This window comes from Pseudoalteromonas sp. Angola-30 (assembly GCF_028599215.1).
Taxonomy (GTDB): domain Bacteria; phylum Pseudomonadota; class Gammaproteobacteria; order Enterobacterales; family Alteromonadaceae; genus Pseudoalteromonas; species Pseudoalteromonas atlantica.
This window is the reverse complement of record NZ_JAQREI010000023.1, coordinates 35,574-55,637: the sequence shown is the minus strand read 5'-3', so window position 1 is coordinate 55,637 and position 20,064 is coordinate 35,574. Positions and strand designations below refer to the sequence as shown.

Below are 20,064 nucleotides of genomic sequence, written 5' to 3'. Positions count from 1 at the left end.
AATGAATCATTAAGTTTAATAGCTTGCCCGTATCTGAACCAAACTCATGTTTTTCAATGTTTTTTTCTTGTGTCATGGTCTTGCCTTTTTCCGTTTTGGTACACAAATTGGTACTCATTTAGATTTTACAACGAATGTTATTCAACTAACATGGACTAGAATATTGTGATTTAGGAAGTGTAATTCAAGGGCTGGGCGGCAAATTTCTCGTAGACTTAACGATCAACCTACTATAGCTTAATTACGCAATATTAATACAGGCAATTATAAAAATGCACATATTGGCAATGTTAGCAGGTATGATCGTAGGATTATCAATTGGCACCCATGTAACCTGGTTGCTAGGAATACCTATCATGTTACTTAGTTTGCTTTGCTTAAATATTGGCTCAGCGGCATGGCGTGAAAGACAAGAAGCCTTCGCATTGTTTTTTGGCTTATGCTGTGGCGCGTTTATTTTTGTCTATAATATTATTGTTGGTTGATGACTCGATACTCTGTTAAAAGCCCGCTTTATAGCGGGCTTTTTATTTCTACCACTCGCCTAAGTTTAAAGCGACATACGCCTTATGATAAATCGCATTTATCTTGCGCTGTATCTCGTCCAGTTTTGCACGCTTCTTAGCGGCGTCTAATTTATCATTGTCATTAATCGCTTTTTGCACCTTCCTTAATTTAGAAACCATACGCTGTACTTTTGCAAGCGTTGCTTTAGAGCGTAACTTTTTACCGTCCTTTTCTATAAGCTCTTGCTGTCTTGCCGTATCGCCAAGCTCCATTGCACGCTTATAACTTCCGTAAGCCTGATTGGCCGCGTCTAATGCTTCATAAAAGTCATTAGCAAACTTGGTGTTAGTTTTTGGCCCACTTCCTTGATAAAACGCTTTTACAACTGGGTAGCGACTAACCGGTGTTTCTGGCGCCACCTTACCTGTTATCATGCGCGCCACAATATCACTTGCACCTAATACGTAGCCGCCAATCGTGCCAGTGTAACCTTTAACTAAATGTTCAACTTTCTTAGGCGATACACCAAACTGTTGAGCAATCGCTTTGGCCGTGTCACTTGTGTAAGCGTTGTAGCGGTCCTCTGCTTGCTTATTCTGATCGGCCATCCCTTCAATTGGTGCCTGTTTAAAGAATGACTTGTTAATCATAACTTCCGCTGCAGGTAACACCATTTGTGGAATAGGGTTCAATGCCATTGTATTAAATACTGCGTTGGCAACTGCTTTACCTAAGTCCTTATCTGTTTGCGTTCCCGTTCCGTAATGGAATAGTCGCTCTGGCATGGTGCCAAAAACAATACCGAGCTCAAACGGTTTAGGTATTCTTATATGCTCACCATATGCGAAAATATGCCAGTTCATATCCTTATCCCAATCGGGCAATTGCTGGTATTCTTCATCGTCATCATTAGCCCAAGCCAATGCCAGGCTAAACGCTGCGACTTTAACACCTTTCATTGCTAGGTTTGCACTCAGCACGCGCAATACCCTATCGTCATTACTGGCTTTAGCTGCCCTAACAAGTTTGCTCATGCCCTGTAAACGTGCGTTAAAGAATGGCAGCATATCTATCATAGTGCCGATTAACGCAAAGTTACCTTTTAAGCTGTAGTCCATTAAATCCTTTGCTTCGTATGCTGCTTGGCGCTTGCTTTTGCCTGCTGCTATAGCTGCCTCATAGGTACTTAATCGGTTGGCATTTTCAAATTTGTCACTAATGCCGCGATACTTTTCTAATAAAGTAGCGCCGCTGGTTACAATAGTAGCCATGTAACCCTCAACCTCTTTACTGGTCAATCCTTTGGCTCTCAGTGCTCGGCGCATTTGTTGTGCGCCTGCTTCTGGATCGGCACCGTGAATATAACCACCTTGGAACGCTGCGCCGCTAAATATTAAGTTGCGGTACGATTCATCCTCTTTGAATGCTTTTTTAAGTCCTTTTGCGCTATCTGAGCCAAATGTAAAACCGTCCTTGTTGATCATCCAGGCTTGCGCCGCATCACGTACAAAGTTTTTAAATATAAAGTCTGGTGACAATGTAATGCCGGCTGTTAAAAAGCGTTTTGCGCTCCGTCCTATTTTGTTAAACAAGCTGCGACTGCCAATGTCATTAACTTGAATCAATGCTCTTAATAGTGCTGGGTCGCTCACAACATAAGCTTGTGGCTTACCGTTAACCATCACTTTAACTTTACCAAGCTTGTTTAAATCTTGTTGGCTTAGGCTAGCTATATCTTCGCTTGTTTCTGATTTTAAATAATCAGTGCCATCAAGGTTATTAACAACCTCTTGCATTGCTTTATTCTTTAATGACGCATCAATTAGCGTGCTTTGTCTCGCTATAATATTCTCTAGCAAGTCCTTGGTTGATTGCGTACCGCCTTTAAGCTTTTTAATTTGCGCTGATTGGCCCGCAATACCCTTGCGCGTGTGTGGCTCTACTATCATGCGCTTTATATCGTCCATTTCTGGATCTGTTTCACCCATATCACGGAAAAACGGCACGTAGTATTCCTCGTCAAACCCTGCGCGTTGCGCGCTGCTTAATAGGCCTGCTTGCTGGGCCATATCAAGAATAGCTGAGTTAACCTTGTTGTACTCAAGTCTGGTTTGCTCGAACAAGCGCTCTTTACCATTAGCTAAAGCTTTAAGCTCGGCAATATCAGCATCACTTAAATTGTTCTCTTTACCCTGGGCTTTTAACTGCTCTGCTCTGTGCGCGCCCATCCATGCAAGCCAGTTGTTAAGATCATCGCCAACCATGCCAAACACTTCTAGTAAGCCTTTGGTGCCTTCTTTGCGCTGTACTATCCCATCGCGCCATTGCGGTGCGCCATAGTTAAATACGCCGTGTAGTACATCGGCCAAGCCGGATGCAAGGCGCGCGCTAACATAGCCCTGCTTGTTTGGGTCGGTTACGCCGGCGGCTTCTTCTGCGTTTTTAATGCCCGATAGGCCGTCAAATATTCCTTCGTTTAATCGGTTCCAAAATGGCGAGCTCTTTAACGTATCAATGGTTTCGTTTACTTTGTCTTTAGCCATATCTGAAAAAGTTTTTGCTGCTTGTTCTTCAAGTCCAAGCTTTTGTTTTGCTGTGCGGGTATCTTCTTCGGCTGTTCGACTAAACTTAAATGGCTCTGTGCTCCCTGATAGTTTATGAGCTTCATAATCGCTGATACCGTCCCTCTCAAGATACCCGATAATGTCATCTTTAAGTTGAGGCGATAAATCAGAGAAGTCGTTGTTGTAAAAGTTATTTGATTTAACGTCAAGCTCTGCTGAAACAGGGCTTATATCTCTAACCGTTAAGCCATTTTTAACAACTTGTTTTTCAAGTGGAGAATAGTCTGCCGTTAATGATTTTACAGCCTGCTTAGCAGTGTAAGAGTCCGTCCCCTTCCAAAAGCCGTTAGAATCAAGCTGATTTAATACGGACTCAATATCTGACTGACCGAAGTTATCTATATTATCTATAACCCAGCTAATAGGCTTTTTAACTTTTTCAATGTTAATTGGCTTATTAATCTCGCCATTAAAGCCGGTATCGCCGCCTGTTGTTCGGCTAAGTTTTTTGCCCGATTGACTGTAAGCTAAATTGCTTTCCTTTTGGCCTGCAGGATCACGTTGCGCCTTAAAGCCTTTCACTATACTTTCAAGCATTTCACGCATTGCTGTCAACTCGTCATCTTCACGATAAACAATACCAAGCTTATCTAGCTGCTTACGTATAAAGCGTTTTAACGCGTTCCACCAATATTTAACTTCGCCTTTGCTTGGCTCGTTTTCTACAAAGCGAGCAAAAATTTCTTCTGCTTTTACATCATCGCTCATATCCCAATAGTCGTTATTAGCATCTTTCCAATACTGCTCAAACGCTTTGCGGCCTTTGGTCTTTTTAATGCGATCAATAAATGCTTGTTTTGCTTCTTTACCAATAACGGTATCAAGTCCGCCATGCGCGATAGTTTCATGTGCTAGCGTTTGTTTTAAGTCTGTTTCGCTATCAATATTTTCAGCAATAACATAAACAGTATTGGACATTTCGCTATAGGCACCCTTAACAGTTGCGCCGTCAAGGCTCATGCGCCACATTTTTTCTGCTTCGGCAGTGGTGGATAATATGCGCACCTTAATCCCATTAGCGCCGTTCAAGCTCTCGATAAAGTCATCAGCAATTGTTTGCGCTTGCTTCGCATTAACGCCTTTTGCATTTTGCTTAACTTTAGATTTTGAAAACTTAATATCATTGTCGCCGCTAATTACGCTCTGAGCTTGCGCATTAAATTGTGTCATATCATCCAAGTTGCTAAACATGAATTTTTGACCGCGAGCCCAGCCGCCAAACTCTTTAGCAAGCTCTTTTAGTGCTGAGTAAACTTCACGCTCTTGGCGGTTTTTCATTTCAGTTACTAAAAACTCTTTGCCGCGCTTGGTGGTGTACGTTTCACCGGTGGCTTCAAAGTGTTCGTTGCTTTGCTGGCCTTCTACACGCACTTTTTTCTTTGGAGGGCTGAAATTAAATTCAATGCCGCTCTCCTTTGCTTCTTCAATAGTTTGCGCAATAAATTTTGCAAAGTCTTGTCTAGCCTCGTCATTATCAAGCGTATAAACTTGCTCGTCACGCGTAGGAATAGCGCCAAACTCACTAGCAGCCTCTTTGTCTATAACGCTTTTAACATCAGTAGGAAGGAAACCGTATAGCTGTATTTTAAATACAGACTCGCCTTTACGGTTGGTTGTAGGCTCGCTTGATGCGTCCATGTACTGATCAATATCATACACTTTTGCCGTAGGCTGGTTGCGTTGCTTTAGTTCAACATCTTTTATGCGCTCGAATAGTTCATTAATATCTTTTGCGCCGGTAAAGCTAATACGCTGCATAGCTGGCGCGTCTGCTTCATTATCAAAGCGGTCTAGCACTATTATTTTAGTTTTTACGCCTGTGCCAGCGCGATCAAACACGCCTGCTGGTAAATCAATTTCAGCCGCTTGATATATATTCGTTAACTTTTCATCCGTTAATAGCGCATCTAAACGCTTGTTTGCTGCTGGCCCGTCCGGCACTAAAGCAACTATACGGCCACCGTTTACAAGGTGGGTAATTGCTTTTCTAATGTGGTCATAAGCAAGCTTGCCGCCTTTACCAAATGGCGGGTTCATAGGGATGCCTTCAAACTTATTGATCACGTTTAAATCTTCAAACGGTATGTTATCCACTTCGCCAGGGAAGTTCATTTGAGCTAGCGATGTAAGTTTAAAGCTTTTCTCTGTTGCTTTATTTCTCGTTGTGCCAGGGAACCAGCGTCCAATAGCGGCATGGCCCACACTAGGCTCAAGCAGTCTATTACCCGGTGAAGGCTGTAACCATTCAACCATTTTTTTACCTAACGGTTCAGGCGTAGCAAAATAATCATCACCTTCTGCGCTCTTTGTGCCGGCATTTCGTTTTAGGTTTGCATAATAAAAAGACTTAGCACGATCCCAATTATTTATTTCTGTTGGTCTGTCTGAAACCTTACCGCCTTTGCCTATATCTTCTTTAACTGGAAGGTACGCAGCATCTAAATAGCCCTCACTAATGCTTTCTTTTAAGCTTCTAGCAAACTCACCCATAGCTAAGTTTTCTGCGGTGCTGGCGCGACCAGCTATTTTGCTAGCAAAAATGTTTCGCTCAAAAGCAGTGCCGGTTGTAAGGTTTTCAAATTGTGCGTCTGTTTTTACACCTACACGATAAATACGGCCTTCTATCTGTATAAATTGCGTTGGCTTAACTGGCATACCTATGTTTATTAATACACGCTGTTTGCCGCCAGTTATATCGTGCAAGCTAATGCCGGCCTCGCCCGCCTCTTGTTGCACAACGATAATATCAACACCGCTATTATCTTTATTAAACAGGTCTTTCGCCTCTTTACGCGCTTTATCTGGCACATTGCCATTGTAAAACCTTACTGAGTTACCAAACTCATCAGCAAACAAGTCAAGCGGACGAGCCAACACGCCAAAGTCTATATTGGTCATGCCTGGGAACTCTGATTCAAATTGCGCCATTAATTCAGGTTTAAGCTGCCTAACCTTTTCTATTGGGTCAAACGAACCACCAACGTTATAAGAATGGAAAAGCACAACCTTTCGGCCTTTCTTTACATGCTCTTTAACTCGGTTTACAGCTTCTTCGGCTTTTATTGCTTCTGTTAGTTTTATTTTTTGTGTGTAGTCGAACGTTTTATTAAGAATATCGGCCAACTCTGAATAAGGTCGCTCGCTTGTTTCGCCTTCGGCTTCACCACCTACTGAGTGATCGCGCCACTTCTCGATTAAATCATCTAACTTTTCGCCGGCGGCGGTCTCTACCTTTATAAAGTCTCGGCGGTAGTCTGCTTCTACTTCAAGCGTTCGGCCACCAAGCACGCCTTTTTCCTTCATGGTCTCATGGAATTGACGCTCCATAAGGCTTTGATCTACGTCCGCGCCTGGCGTGTTTAATTTGTGGTATCTCCAACGATACCCAAAGTTTTGAATGTAAAACGCATTTCGACCAGTAAAGGCATTATCATAACCACCCTCAAACTTGTCGCCATAATCTGTGTAGTTAAATAAATAACCTTCGGCATAGTCTAGGTTTTTAACATAAGGGAACGGTGTAGCGGATAGGAATAACACTTTGCTATCGGTTGGGCCTTCCTCTTTGAATTTAGAGGCGAGCGATTTTATTTTGTCGTGCAGCTTTGTTAGGTCTTTTTGATAAAACGATTTCGCCTCTGCAAGTGCTTTTGGCTTTTCCTCTCCATCGGCCTCAAAGCGCTTGGCCTTTGCTTTTATTTTCTTGTCTAACGCTTCGATTTCATCGGTTAAATAAGCCTTAGCTCGTCTATTTGAACCCGCCTCATGGTTTGTTAGTGCTCTCAAGCTATCTAGCGCATTGGTTACTTTAGCTTGCTGGCTACCCATAAGGTTTTGAGATTCATCGGCAATAATAATATCAAACGCCTTGCGGTCTCTGATTAATCGGTCATTACTGCCTAGTGTCGCGTAAGTTGTAATGGTAATGCCTCGGCCAGCATCTTTAGCTTTTGCTCCACCATCTGAGCCGATTAAATAAACATCTAAACCAAAGTGCTCTTTTGCTGCTTGAACCCATTGCTGAGCTATGCCGTCATTAGGAACCGCAACAAGCGCGTTAGTTTTGCCGGTTTGCTCAAAGCGTTTTAGCACGCCTAGGCCAACAAAGGTTTTACCTGTGCCTGTACCGTTTGTGTTTTGGTATCCGGTGCCAGGGTTTTCGGTGCCAAAAAACCTGTTTTCTATTTTAGCAATGTCGCCTGCTTGCTCGGGCATAAGTACAGGCACACTTTTTAATATGTCTGACTCATTGCCCCACTTAGCGTTATGCGATTTTTTAGCGGCTGTTTGCTCTGCCTGTAGATCAGTTGCTAACCGTTCAGTAGCTTCGTTAGTTGCTGTTGCTGGTCCGTGTTCAGCCTGTGCTCTAGCGTCATTGTCGCTATTGCTTCGTCCATCGTTTCCGGCACTGCCAGTATTTGCAGTTCCCTTAACATTCCCTGATGCGTTAAATAAGTCGTCAACGCTTCTCTCTCCAAGTAAGGCACCATCATTTGCTGATAGGCTAGGCTCACTGTCGGATCGTTGCTCTTGTTTAGTATCTGACTTTGACGGTCCATTGCTTTGTTTAGATCCGTTTGATTCATCATCATTAATGTTTTCAGGTTTTGATTTTTGATCGGTGCCTTGGCTATTTTGTTCCAAGTTTTCGCCGGTAGTTGGTACATTGCTTTCACTCTCTATAGTGCTTATGTCAAACTTGCGCACACTTCTAGGCAAGTCCATTGAGTCGGCTGTGCTTTCGTCAATATTATAACGTTCAGGGTTTGCACTCATTGCACCGTAAGCCTCTTTTAAAAATGGCTTAACGTCCTCGTCCTTAATGCCCACTGCTCGTGTAGTATTTAATACATCGCGAGCCCATTGCGCAAATTTTACTGCGCCCTCGGCAATAGATAGCGCGCCAACTTCGGCAACTGCTACCATTACTTCTGGATCAATGCCGCTGTTAAACTGGCCCTTGCGCGAGTTAATCAGCTTTTTAAGTCGCTCTGCTGCTTCGCGCTTCTTATCGCTAATTGCGCTCGCTGCATTGTCTAGCTTGCTTACGCCTTCAACGCTTACTGGCTGCTCTTTATCATTAATGGCAACGGGCTTTATATCGCCCGTTGAAACCAGCCTGTCATAAGCCCCTCTAGCTAAGCTTAATTCATCTTTTGTAACGCTGTCGCGTCCTTTGCCAAAATCTCTACCGCTAAAATTATGAAACCTAGCCGCTACAATATCTTTTAAATAATCATCTACAGATTTATATTCGTTTCCAGACGGGTTTGTTCTAAGTGTGTACTCAAGCTTACTTATAAAATCGTCTTTTGCGTCAAATGTAGCCGGCTCGCTATCACCAAACAGATCAGGACCGCTGTCTTGCTCTGTGGCTTCTGGCTCTGCGGCTGTTTCTGTAATAGGTGCGGTATTAGGTGCGGATATTGAGTCGCGTATTTGCTGGACCATTTCAGGGTTTGTGTGCCAGTTATCCCACGCTTTAACTTCATTCGCTAACTCGTCTGTGCGCTTTTTCAAGGCTTTCGGATTTTTAACGTTAACACCTTCGGCCTTGGCAATTTCTGGCTTATTAGCTGCTCCACGGATAGCAGACAAACGGTTTCTAATTTCGCGCTGCTTTGTTGCGGCCACTTTTGCCATTTGCTCAGCTTCTTGCATGGCTGAGTCATCAAAGCCAAATAAGTCGCCGCTCTGTCCGCCTTGGTCTTGATTAGCATCTAATGCCGATACGGCGTGAATTAAGTTTTTAGCAAACGTAATTGAACGCTGATCATCGGCAATTGATTTTATGCCTAATACTTGTAAACGCTCATTGCCTGGTGCAGCATCGGCTATTGCTTCGGCTGCTTGGGCGCTGATCCGCCCTGTCCTCTGTGCTTCAATTGTTTCATTAGTCGCACTATTTGCGATTTTGAACGCTGTTCGCCCTGTTGCTCTGTCGAGTAACCCATATTGTTTTGCTTCTGACTCGGTGATCCCGTCTTGCTTAAAGAGTTCGACATAATCTTCTACCTGCCCTTTATCTTCTCGAATGTTTAATATTGCGTCCAAGCGCTTGCCATCGTCTGCGGTAAAGCCGTCTGACTCATAGTGATACTGCGCCGGTATATTTTCAACACCATCACGTTTTGCTAAATCAAAGCGGTGACGGCCTGTTATTATTTCTTTGTTGCCATTATTGCGCACCCATACTTGAACCGGTGACATACCCACTGGATCAAACTTACCTGTTAGTGGCTCGACAACACCGTCAGTATTTGAGCCCGACTTAAATTGCGGTATATCTTTAGATAATGATAGTTCACTTACTGGCGTGTCGATAACTTGAACGCCGTTAACCTTATCATTAACAGCAATGTTTTTATCATCTTCATCTTTACCTGGTGCCGCGTCAACGTTTAACGATAACGCTTCACCTTCTTGTTGGGCTGGCTGCGCTTGATCACCCTGTTCATTTTGCGCAACTGTATCAGACTCAGGACTTTGCTCCGCTGCTGCCTGCTCTGAATCCTGCTTGGTGCCGTCATCACCTTTAATCGTCCAGCCAAAGCCATTATCAAAACTAACCGCTTTTGTTTTGTGGCCGGCTCTGCGTGCTGCGCGTGCTTCTTTACTTAGTAGCGCATCGCGTTTCGTTTTAAATGCTTCACCATTTTTAGCAACATTAACGCCGCTTTCGTTACCGGCAAACACAATATCTTTTTGTGGCAATAAATTTTGCGAGTCTTTACCGGCTTGTTTTACACGCTCTGCTGCGCGTTGCTGTGGTCGGCCATCTTCACCAAAAATAATATCTTTTTGTGCAATGCCTTTAGGCTGTGACTCAAGATCCGCTTGTGCTTGCTCGCGCATTTCACGGTTTTTAGTTTGCTCTGTTGTTGGTAGCTTGCCTTGCTCTGGTATTACTTGGCCGTCTATTGGTGCGTTTTCTATGCCTTGTGCGTTTTTAGCGTCTGGACCTAATAGCTCGCCTTCGTGCTGATACTTTATAGGACTAAAACGATCTTCTGGTGTGGGCGCTTTATTAAATGCGGCGGCTTTTACGCGTTCGTCTACTGTAGGTGAATTGTTGCCCGCCTCTAAATCTCTTAACGATTGCTGCGCGGGGCTGGTAAGCATATCACCATACTGGCCGGCTGCTTTTGCTGTTTGATCAAAGCCTGCTTGCCTTGCGGCTGTTGGCGCATCGTAGTTAATATTTTCTTTTGCGAGTCGGGCTTTTTCTGCATCTTCCGCCTTTGACTCATCAAGTATATCTTGATCTTCTTTAGTCCAATGACCATCCGTTCTTAGTGGCTCAAGTTCTTGTTCGGCCTCTGCTTCTGGCGCTTTCGCCGGCTCTGCTGCGGCTGCAAACACAGGATCATCAATACCAAATTTTTCTTTCATTGTACGGGCAACAATTGCTGAGGCTTCAACCTCTGTAAAGCCTTGTTTAATTGCTGAGTCGTATTGCTGCTTTTTAACTGTTTCAATCGCTTCTTCTGGCGTTGCGCCTGCTTCAACAAGCTGATCGGCACCATTTTTAACTGTTTCTGCTGATTTTTGTTGATAGCCCATAGCCTTTTGTGCCGTTTCTGAGCCGGTACGCATAACGCCACCCACTAAAACGCCACCCACAAACGCCTCGTCTAAGCCTTCAAATTCATCAATGCTCTTGCCTGCGCCCCATTGCGCTAATGCTTCTTGCCCTGTTTCTGTTAAACCCTCTGCACCTGCGCCTTTTAGTATGCGCTTAGCAAAGCTTGGATCGCGTACAGCTTCAACCAGTTCACCACGCCCCATGCGCTTAGCTGTTTCGACTACGCCATCTTTTAAAATATCTTTACCAAGTTGGCCCATGCTCACCTTGATACCTAAACGCTCAAGTAGCATTTGGCCGGCGCCGGACGCAACCGCTTTAACTTCGTCTTTTTCGCCTTCGGGTTGTTTTTCGTAAGCTTCGTTAGCTAAGCCGCCAGCCATACCAAACGCACCCACACCGGTAGCCGCACCCGCCATGTAAGGCAGTGAGCCCGCAACTAGCTCGCCAGTATAGCTAGCCAAGCTGCTGAGGCCGTCAATGTCTTTATATGATTTAACTGTTGGCTCGTATGATTCCTGCTCCTTTACGTTGCGGTCAATCCCTTCTTGAGCCCACTTAGATAATGTGCCTCCTTGGCCTATAGTGCGGCCTATAGCGTCTGTTTGTTCTTCTTCTGGCACACCTACGTCAGTAAAGCCCTTAACGGCTCGATAGCCAAGCTCTTGTAACTTATCAACTCCTGCCCCTAGCGCTGCAGACATACCGCCTTCGGCTTCTGGCTTTGCAAAGGGATCAATAAATTCGATTTCTTTATTAGTAAATGGGTCTAGTATTTTATTGGCCATTTGATAAGTATCCTTGTTGGATAGCTATTTGCGTAGCTTGTTGTTCAGTTAGATTTTTGTTGGCTTCCATAAATTTCTTGATAACACCGCCTGCATCAATACCATCTATTTTGCTTGTGTATTTGGACTGGCTACCACCTCCACCGTTATCACCGCCTGATGATTCAATGCCATAAGCATTTTGAAGCTGATTAATGCGGCTCTGATATAGGTCTTTTACGCGCTTTTTCGCGGCTTCTCTGCCGCCATCTTCTAGGTAATCCAAGTCTGAACCGCCCTCAATTTTGGCAAGGGCTTTGGTCATTTCATCTTGAATAGAATTGAGTTGTTTTTGATAATCGTTGCCACGGCTTGAGCTGGCTTTTGTGCCACGGCCAAAGTTAGCCGCAACCTCTGCGCCCATTTTATCCCAATATTCGGGGCGCTCTATCATATCAGCCATCATTGCGCGCGCCTTGATAGTGCCTACTAACTCTTTAGGCGTGTACGTCATTACAGGATCATCACCCTCAGACGTTCGGCCTTTGGTCATTGGCTTGATTTCTTTTGCGCCGTTTTCATAGGTAACTTGTAACGCCAGGGCTACGCTGCCATCTTTACGCTCTGCCGGCACAAAACCAGCAAAATCGACACTGGCAATTTTTGATTTAACGGTTTCGTCATATTGACCAACGGATGAGTTAATCTTGTCTTTGAATACACCGTTAAATAACTTTATGGTTTCAGGTGAATTGGCCTCGGCCATGTTTCCGCTTTTAATCACCGTATCAAGCTTTGCGCTAAGCCCTTTAACCGCTTCGCGGTATTCCGGTTTCATATATGTGCGCGGGTCCATTCCTTTGTTGCGTGCAAGTACATCGCTTAATTCTTCTGGTACTTGGCCGGTCTCTCTAAACGACTGCCACGCTACGGGTATTGCTTGCTGGTCTTTTTGCCACTGCGCCTGCTGCGTTTGGTAGTTTTGCTGCCACTGCCTTTGCTGCTGGTTCGCTTCAAGCGTGCTATTGCGATAATCTTCGCTTGCTTTAGCCTGGCTTTCGCGCCATTTTAAATCCTGCTCGCGATTGTTTTTTCGTTCTTCATCTAACTGCGCTTGTCGCTCTAAACTATCTTGATAGCGTTGGTCGTTGCGTTTATCCAAATCAGCTAACCGGGCTTTATTATCTTTTCGTGCTTGATGGCGTTCCATCATTTCAAAGCCTTTCAATGCACCATCTACAAATGCGCCTGCCATACATTACCCCTTAAAGTGAACCCGCAACAAAACCAATTGCACCGCCAATAGCCGCACCCCAAGGACCGCCAATCATAGCGCCGGCCATAGCCCCGCTTGCTGTACCGCTCATTTGCGCGCTTTTCTGCTGCTGATCTAAATTATCATTTGTCATTTCACGGTTTTGTTCCATATCCGACAATGTTTTAAGTGAGCCTGTGGCCTTGTTCTTCGTACTTTGGCCTGCTTGCATAATTGAATAGCCCATTAGCTACCTCCAATATCAGCTAGAGACTGAGGCGCGCCGCCTTGCCCCGTTAGTATTTGGTTTTGTAAATCGTCTACAGATTCACGCGTTTCATTATTTACAGAGGCCGTTGTAAGGCTTTTTAAAAGGCCTGTGTTAGCGCTGCTTTGTTTTGTTTCGTCCGGTGCTAAACCGTATCGGCCTAAGCGCTGTGCCTCGGCCACTTCTGATTGCTTAAACGAAGTGTCTATATTTTTTCCGTTGCGCTCTAATTGCTCATTTAACAGTTTGTCGCTGGTAGCAAGACCGAACAATTCTTCTTGAACTGGTAAGAAACGGTTTTTGTAATCTTCAAATTGCTGGCGAGTTAGATCAGCTAATGCGTCTTGATAGCTGTCTGTTCTGATATTAGTGGGATCAATACCGTAAATATCGTATTCAAAATCTTCGTCCATACATTTCTCCTACGTGGTCCATTGGTTAGAATTATTGCTCGGCGTGCCTGTGATCACGTTATCCATATCAGCGAGCCCGTTATCTGCTGGCAAGTTGCTGTAATAGCTACCTGCTGCGCCAGCCAATGCACCCGCAGCGCCTAATACTGAGTCTATTTGCTGTCGGCTATTGCTGGCATCATTAAATGCTTTTTGTTGCGAGCTTGCTGCTATGTCGCTTAGCGTTGCTGTCGCCTCTTGTGATTGCCCTTGGCCCATTGCCATTACATTACTCATTTTGCCTATGTAACGCTCTTGGCCGGCCACTTGTGATCGTGACTTAGCATCGCTTGTTACTGACGCTTCATTGTCTGCCATATCACTAACAACGCTTTTAAACTTGCCGCTATTGGGATTTATGCCATTGGCTTCCATGCTTGAAAGTGCGTTATTGCTGGCATCTGAAAACGATTTTTTATAACCAATGTTGGTGTTCTCGGCTATGTCATCGTAAACACTTTCGTCATTGGCCTGCTTAGCATCTTCAATAACCTGATTTTCAAATGGAACAATACTCTCTTGGTAGTAGCCCCATTCCTCGGCATATACTTTTGCTAGCTCTTTTTCATATTCGGTTTCTTTAACGTCAGTAGAACCGCCCATGCTTAACCTCTAATATAATTGCGCCATACTTTTAGGCCTTTACGCTCACAAGCGAGCTGCCACCCATGACGGGGAGCTGCTTTATTAAAGCCCTTTCTAGCTGTTAAAAATTCGATGAATGAAGCATTGCCACGTTTAGCAAGCTCAATAACGTGTGGTTGATAGCGGATCATTGCGTTCCCGCCATAGCAAGACGCGACAGTGATCTCAATATATGTTTGGTTTTCAATGTGGCGCGGCCACAAGATAAAGAAACCATCAGGCACCAAAAACAAAAAAGCCCACTCGTTTGAGCAGGCTTTGTCGATTTCTTGGTATAGGTGCGGGTCGTTTGCAATATTGCCTATTCGAGTTATTGGCTCTTTAAGCCGGTCACGGTGTTTAGACCATGACACGCATTGCAGGTGTGACTTTTCCATTGTGATAAAATATTAACCTATTATGGGGGGTTTATCCATTATGAAAGTGATGAACCCTTTTTGAATATTTGAAATAAAACGTCTTGTGGCAGATAAGGAGTTGTTCCAGGATAAATAGTACCGCCAAAACCGCCGCCTATGGTTTCAGCGCCTTTATTGCTTATCATTTTAAGAGATAGCTCTCCCGTTATTGAGGTTGGTATATTTAAAAGTACATCTTCCAAAATGCCTGTATCTTTTCTTACCGCTCTATCAAGTAGCTTAGTGGAGCCTTTGTATATTAAAAATCTAAATCTAGTGTCTGACGCATCCTTGTATGTGATAGTAAATGAAGCCTTTTTCATATACAGCACTCGATCAAAGCTAGCGCTCCCTACGTTTATAGTAGCAATAGTTGTTAAGCTATTTGCGTCCATTGTTCTAACAGGAAACTCTTTTATTGCGGTATCGGTAATATCCCCGCTTAAATTCTCCGCGTAAACGGTGCCAAAAAAGCTGGCGTTATTACCAAATAGCTGATTTATGTACGCCTGATCTATCTGAGCGGAACCAATAGCACCGTTAGCAATATACGTAGTCACATTTGAACTCAATATTTTACTAAGTCCTGCGAATGGGCCAAGTGAAGGTTTGCCCGTTATGCTGTCATATGCCAGTGAGTTTAAATAAGCCAGCGAGCCTAGGTTTGGCCTGCCGCTTAGCTCGTTGTAGCTCAATGAGTCTTTAGAGGCTAAATTGCCTAGCCCTGTCACTTTAGAGGACGGTATTGCGCCTGTAGATGACATAACAACGTTGCCGTTGTTGTCTTTAATGGTTACAGATTGAAGCGTGGCACTTTTAGCAAGCATGTTACCGTTCGGGTCAATCGAAAAGTTACTGCTGCGAGCACCGTTGCTTGGGTTGTAGTTAATTGATGGCGTTGTCAGCCTTGAGCCAACAAGCAATCTATTGGCAAGCAGGTCATCAGTGACCAGGCTTTTTATAAATGCCTCGTCAATAATCGCCGTATTAATAACTGTCTTGCCATCCGATACAGCAAAAATAGGTGTTAAGTTGGTAGGATCTTGATCTGTTATAACAGCAAACTTAGCGCCTTTAACTGCGAATATAGGTTCAACACCATCATTAACAAGACCAATACTTGTTGTGAGTCCATTAACAGTAGACTTAACACCCCATAATGCGCTGTACTCACCTTGGTTTGTTGCGACTGTCTCGCTTACTGTTTGTAGCGATGATCTTACACCGTTTACTTCGGATAACAGCGTTTCGGATGCGGTTGCTATTGCCTGCTCTGATTCCGTTTTGGTGGTGTAATTATTGACGATAAGCGCGCCAATACTGCTCCCTTCCGGATCTTCTATAAGTGACCTAAGCGCGTTAGTGGCTGAGCTTATAGCGCTTTCTGTATCAGACTTTGTGTAATAGTTTAACTGTAAATCCGCGCCTATACTGTTGCCTTCGGGATCTTCTATGATTGCGCGTAGCGCAGTATCCGCGCTGGCTATTGCTTCGCCTACTTTTGCGCTAGTTAAGTAGTTGTTTAATAGGTCCGCTTTAACCCCGCCAACATCGCTATCAAGCTTTAAAATTTCTTGAGCTGTTGCCTCTGTTCTACTGGCAAAGGTTGTTTGTAAGCGGTATAAGCCGGCTTGGTTTTCACCTATGGCGGCATTCAGTAGTGTTAAATTTTCGGCCGCTGCTTGCTGCTCGTTCGCTATCACGTTTTGACGGTTAATTATATCCGCCTCTGCAAATAAGCGCCTTTCTTCTGCGAGGTCATTAGCAAGCGCGTTTTCAATAGTTGCTTGAGCACTTGGCTCATACTCCGCTCTTAGCTGTTGACTCACCGAGGCTGTTGACTCGTCCGCATCAGCTTTTGTTTGAAAGTCATTAAATAACGTTGCGCCCAGGCTGTTACCGTTTGGATCTTCAATTTCGCTTTTTAAAACGGTTGTAGCTTGGCTAATTGCTTGCTCTGTCTCTACAGAGGTTAAAAAGTTTTCATAAATATCAGAGGTAGCCCCTTCTATTGCGCTTTGCATTGCGTTTGTTGCTTGGCTTATGGCGCTTTCTGTATCGACTTTCGTTAAATAATTAACTTCTAAAAATGCCTTGTTTTCATCTACCTTTGTATCAAGCTGTATAATGTTATTAGCTGTCGCGCTCGTAGCATCGGCAAAGGCTTCGCTAAGTTGCGTGATCTGAGACTCATTATCAAGGTAATTAGCTTCTAGCACCGTAATGGACTGTGCCATCGCTTCTGTTTGCGTTGTGGTCGCTTCTTGGGTCCGCAATATGTTTGCAGTAACAATGTTTTGCCTTTGCGCTTGCTGGTCGTTGGCAAGGGCGTTTTCAATGACTGCTTGTGCTAATGGTTCATTTACAAGCTCTATCTCGCTACTTACTTGAAATATAGCCCTTGATACGGCTTCGTCTACATTGGCCTTTGTGCTGTATTCGTGAAATAGCGTAGCGCCTATGCTGTTACCCATAGGATCTTCAATTTCAGATTTTAGCAATTGAGCTGATGACGCTATTGCTTCATTAGCTTCTGTTTTGGTGTAGTAATCTTGCGTAAGTGTCGCGCTTACTTCTTCGTCTATCGTAGATTTAAGCTGCGTTGTTGCTTGGCTAATAGCTAAATTAGTTTCTACTGTTGTGCTGTAGTCTTGTTTTATTAGCGCGCCAAGGCTTTCACCGTCCGGATCTTCTATCTCGCTTTTTAACTGTAGGCCATAAGCTGCTATTGCATTGTCTGTAGCAGTTGATGTGTAGTAATCGTTGAATAGCGTAGCGCCTACGCTGTCGCCTTCGGGGTTTTCAATTAATGATCTAAGCGTTTGCGTTGCAGCGGCTATCGCTTCGTCTGTAGTCGCTTTGGTGTAGTAGGTATTTGCAATGTCGCCACTTAACGCGGTTCCATTTTCCTCTATCATTACTTGTATGGTTTCTGCTGCAGCGGCTATGGCTTCATTTGCTTCTGTCTTTGTTAAAAACTCGGCTTCTATGCGTGCATTAACATCGCCAAGCTTAGATTCAAACTCATACAGCTTAACCGCATTCGCCTCCCAATTTAGATCGCCTACAAGCGCGCTTTCAATTAGCTGCCTAGCTAATGAATCCGTATCAAAGTCGAGTGCTTCAACTCTGTCTATCGCGTCCTCAGCATCTTGCTTTGCCTGCTCCGTAATAGTATCAAGGCTTTCTATGCGCTCTTGTATGCTTGGAATATCAATTAAATGTTGGTCAACATCGGCGCGTAACTCGTCTATATCTAAATCAAAGTTATCAATGTTTACTTTTAACGCTGGTATTTCATTAAGCGCAATATCGTCAATTAAATATTCTAGCCCTGGTATTTTATCGACTGTCGTTGATAGAAAGTCACTCAAATGCGATTTTTCTATCAGCCCGCCAATTTCATCGAGTATAAGTTCTGCCGACTTTTGCGTTTTTGCAAAAACACCGGCTGCGCCCTGTGTCGGTCCTTTCATATCGGCAACGTTTACAAAACGAACCCAATAATAGTATTCCGCCCCCATACTTACAGTATCGCTAAATACGTCTGCGACTTCGGTAGCTATAAGCGTAGCACTGCCAAATGAATCTGTTTCACTGCGCCATATTTCAGCGTAGGCATGGCCTCTATAAGTGGGGTGATCCCAGCTCACTGCAATAAATGTAAAGCCACCTGTGGCCGATAGATTAACAGGCGCGTGTGGCCTTTCCACTCCGCCGGTTGTAATTGGTAACCCGCCGTCATTCGTGCCGCCACTCGCATTATTAATAAGTGCCTGACGTTTCATATCGTCAAGATCAACAAGGTCGCTAATTAATAAAGCCCGATTATTACCACGTTGCCCTGTGAGTATTTCTATGTTTTCGGTAATAGCGCTACTGGTGGGATCTTGTCGGCCTTTTCTTACTATGCCTGGGAAGGTGCCTTTTTTTAATTTTGCCATTAAGCCGCAACCTCTCGCATTGTCGTTGCAATTGAAACGCTGTGAATTACTCCCTGTCCATAAACCTCAAATTTCCATGAGTCACCCCGCGTTGGCGGTAACCGAAAAGCGTTGTTCGGTATCTGCCCCGGTTCTAAATGCAAAACCTCTACGTCATCGGCGTAAATACGAACCCCTGAAAGCGCCACATTAACGCCCTTAACTAAACCACATGCAAAGCTTAGGTCGCTTGCTGAAAAGCTCTTAGATTGCCATTCGTAGCTCATGTAAGATGGGCTAGACTCCCACTTACTCAAGTTAGCGCCTTGGCAAATATACAAAGTGTCATCAACAAGGCTGTTAAATCCACAATTCGCAGTCGCAGTAAAATGCCTAAAATCACCGGTGTTCGGGTCGAATATAAACGCTTTATCTAAATTGGCACCGTAAAAAGCTAAATAACGGCCTTCTTGGTGATACGCTTCGATTGTTTCGGGCTCATACTCTTGCCATTGTTCACGCGTTATTACCTGGTTAGTTAACATGGTTAGCCCGCCGCTGGTTAAGCCTATCAAACCGTCAGGGCTCGCGTATATCAACGTGCCATTTACGATCACCGCTGAGCGTGCGCTTGTGCATGATTGGTTAGACTCTAGCTTTTGGCCGGCCATCGCATCGGGGCTTATGCCGCTGAATAAGTAAGGGTAGCCTTTTGTTAATACTGCAAGCGTATTCCCAAGCGCAGCAGCGGTTACAATTTCATGCTCAGTTGTTAGCTGGTAACCACTAGGCCAAGCATAAGGCAAATATGCCTCGCTAAAGCAAACCGTACTATCAAAAAAACCCGCAAGTATGCCGTTCGCCATTGACGTTAAGCCAATCATGTTTTCGTTTGGCATTTCATAATCGTAAGTATCAAGTGAAGATCCTAGCTCGTCCGTTGGAATATCATCAACAAATTGATTTTGAGAAATAGGGATTTCAGCTACAAATAAATAATCAGCAATGCCGCCGCCGGTTGCTGTGCGATATATTCTGCGGTGAGTAATGTTTGATACATTGACGTTTGGTGGTGAAAAAGACAACGTTACATATGTGCCTTCTTCATCGGGATACTCTATATCAATACGTTGTGACGCTTCACCTGGTGGTCCTTCTTCGCCCTGCTCAGTGACAAACGTATGCGTGTAATAGCGTGTTTCATCGTCATTTGGATCTATTTCATCGGTGGCTGCATCGGTAACAATCGCGATAATTGGCACCTCTGGCGATTGAATGCCAAGACGGTAAGCGTTTGCAGGCATGTTTTCACCGCTAAATATGGCGTTGTTTGTAACTTTTGGGTAGCCATCACCGGTAAAGTAAACGCGTTGCCATGGATCATCAGCAATAGGACTCGCCACTGCGTTAACTTCTTTATCCCATGCAAACCAATGTTCATTTAAGTGCTGGTAAATTGTTTTTGCGTTTGGTAGTACAGATGTACCGGTTAGCGCGGGACGCTTTAGCGGTGAAAGGTTGCCATTATCAAAATGACAACCATACGCTTTAGATGCTGATTCATTGGGGAGTAAACGAGGATCGACTTTAGGCCGTTCACCGGCAAAAGTTTTAACGGATATTGCAGGCATAGGATTCGC

General features: G+C 44.3%; 8 protein-coding genes. All 8 read right to left on the bottom strand.

The features are described 5' to 3' along the window. Positions 1–533 precede the first annotated feature (533 nt). Genes PSH54_RS19275 through PSH54_RS19240 form a run of 8 tightly spaced genes read right to left on the bottom strand, consistent with a single transcriptional unit; the run spans position 534 to position 20,055 of the window. Positions 534–11,504: an LPD38 domain-containing protein gene (locus PSH54_RS19275; protein WP_273606887.1), complete on the bottom strand. Its 10,971-nt coding sequence runs from the start codon at positions 11,502–11,504 to the stop codon at positions 534–536. Next, a complete protein-coding gene (locus PSH54_RS19270) occupies positions 11,494–12,738 on the bottom strand; it encodes a hypothetical protein (RefSeq protein WP_273606886.1) in 1,245 nt (414 codons plus the stop codon). The genes PSH54_RS19275 and PSH54_RS19270 overlap by 11 nt, the downstream gene beginning before the upstream one ends. Before the next feature lie 10 nt (positions 12,739–12,748). After that, positions 12,749–12,985 carry a bacteriocin gene (locus PSH54_RS19265; RefSeq protein WP_138578732.1) on the bottom strand — a complete coding sequence of 79 codons (237 nt, stop codon included), beginning with the start codon at positions 12,983–12,985 and terminating at the stop codon, positions 12,749–12,751. Then, entirely contained in the window at positions 12,985–13,419 is a 435-nt protein-coding gene (locus PSH54_RS19260) for a hypothetical protein (protein ID WP_273606885.1), read from the bottom strand. The genes PSH54_RS19265 and PSH54_RS19260 overlap by 1 nt, the downstream gene beginning before the upstream one ends. A gap of 9 nt (positions 13,420–13,428) precedes the next feature. Next, the gene (locus PSH54_RS19255; RefSeq protein ID WP_273606884.1) at positions 13,429–14,061 is read right to left on the bottom strand and encodes a hypothetical protein; all 633 of its coding nucleotides are present in this window, start codon (positions 14,059–14,061) and stop codon (positions 13,429–13,431) included. A gap of 2 nt (positions 14,062–14,063) precedes the next feature. Further along, positions 14,064–14,480 (bottom strand): hypothetical protein, encoded by a 417-nt coding sequence (locus PSH54_RS19250; protein ID WP_273606883.1) that lies wholly within the window; start codon positions 14,478–14,480, stop codon positions 14,064–14,066. A 38-nt stretch (positions 14,481–14,518) separates the two neighbouring features. After that, positions 14,519–18,445: a phage tail tip fiber protein gene (locus tag PSH54_RS19245; RefSeq protein WP_273606882.1), complete on the bottom strand. Its 3,927-nt coding sequence runs from the start codon at positions 18,443–18,445 to the stop codon at positions 14,519–14,521. Further along, positions 18,445–20,055, bottom strand: coding sequence for a hypothetical protein (locus PSH54_RS19240; protein ID WP_273606881.1), 1,611 nt, complete (start codon positions 20,053–20,055; stop codon positions 18,445–18,447). The genes PSH54_RS19245 and PSH54_RS19240 overlap by 1 nt, the downstream gene beginning before the upstream one ends. Between the last annotated feature and the right edge of the window lie 9 nt (positions 20,056–20,064).

Coding starts and splice junctions, on each gene's coding strand:
- PSH54_RS19240 (WP_273606881.1), bottom strand. CDS start 20,055: ATGCCTGCAATATCCGTTAAAACTTTTGCCGGTGAACGGCCTAAAGTC.
- PSH54_RS19270 (WP_273606886.1), bottom strand. CDS start 12,738: ATGGCAGGCGCATTTGTAGATGGTGCATTGAAAGGCTTTGAAATGATG.
- PSH54_RS19255 (WP_273606884.1), bottom strand. CDS start 14,061: ATGGGCGGTTCTACTGACGTTAAAGAAACCGAATATGAAAAAGAGCTA.
- PSH54_RS19260 (WP_273606885.1), bottom strand. CDS start 13,419: ATGGACGAAGATTTTGAATACGATATTTACGGTATTGATCCCACTAAT.
- PSH54_RS19265 (WP_138578732.1), bottom strand. CDS start 12,985: ATGGGCTATTCAATTATGCAAGCAGGCCAAAGTACGAAGAACAAGGCC.
- PSH54_RS19245 (WP_273606882.1), bottom strand. CDS start 18,445: ATGGCAAAATTAAAAAAAGGCACCTTCCCAGGCATAGTAAGAAAAGGC.
- PSH54_RS19275 (WP_273606887.1), bottom strand. CDS start 11,504: ATGGCCAATAAAATACTAGACCCATTTACTAATAAAGAAATCGAATTT.
- PSH54_RS19250 (WP_273606883.1), bottom strand. CDS start 14,480: ATGGAAAAGTCACACCTGCAATGCGTGTCATGGTCTAAACACCGTGAC.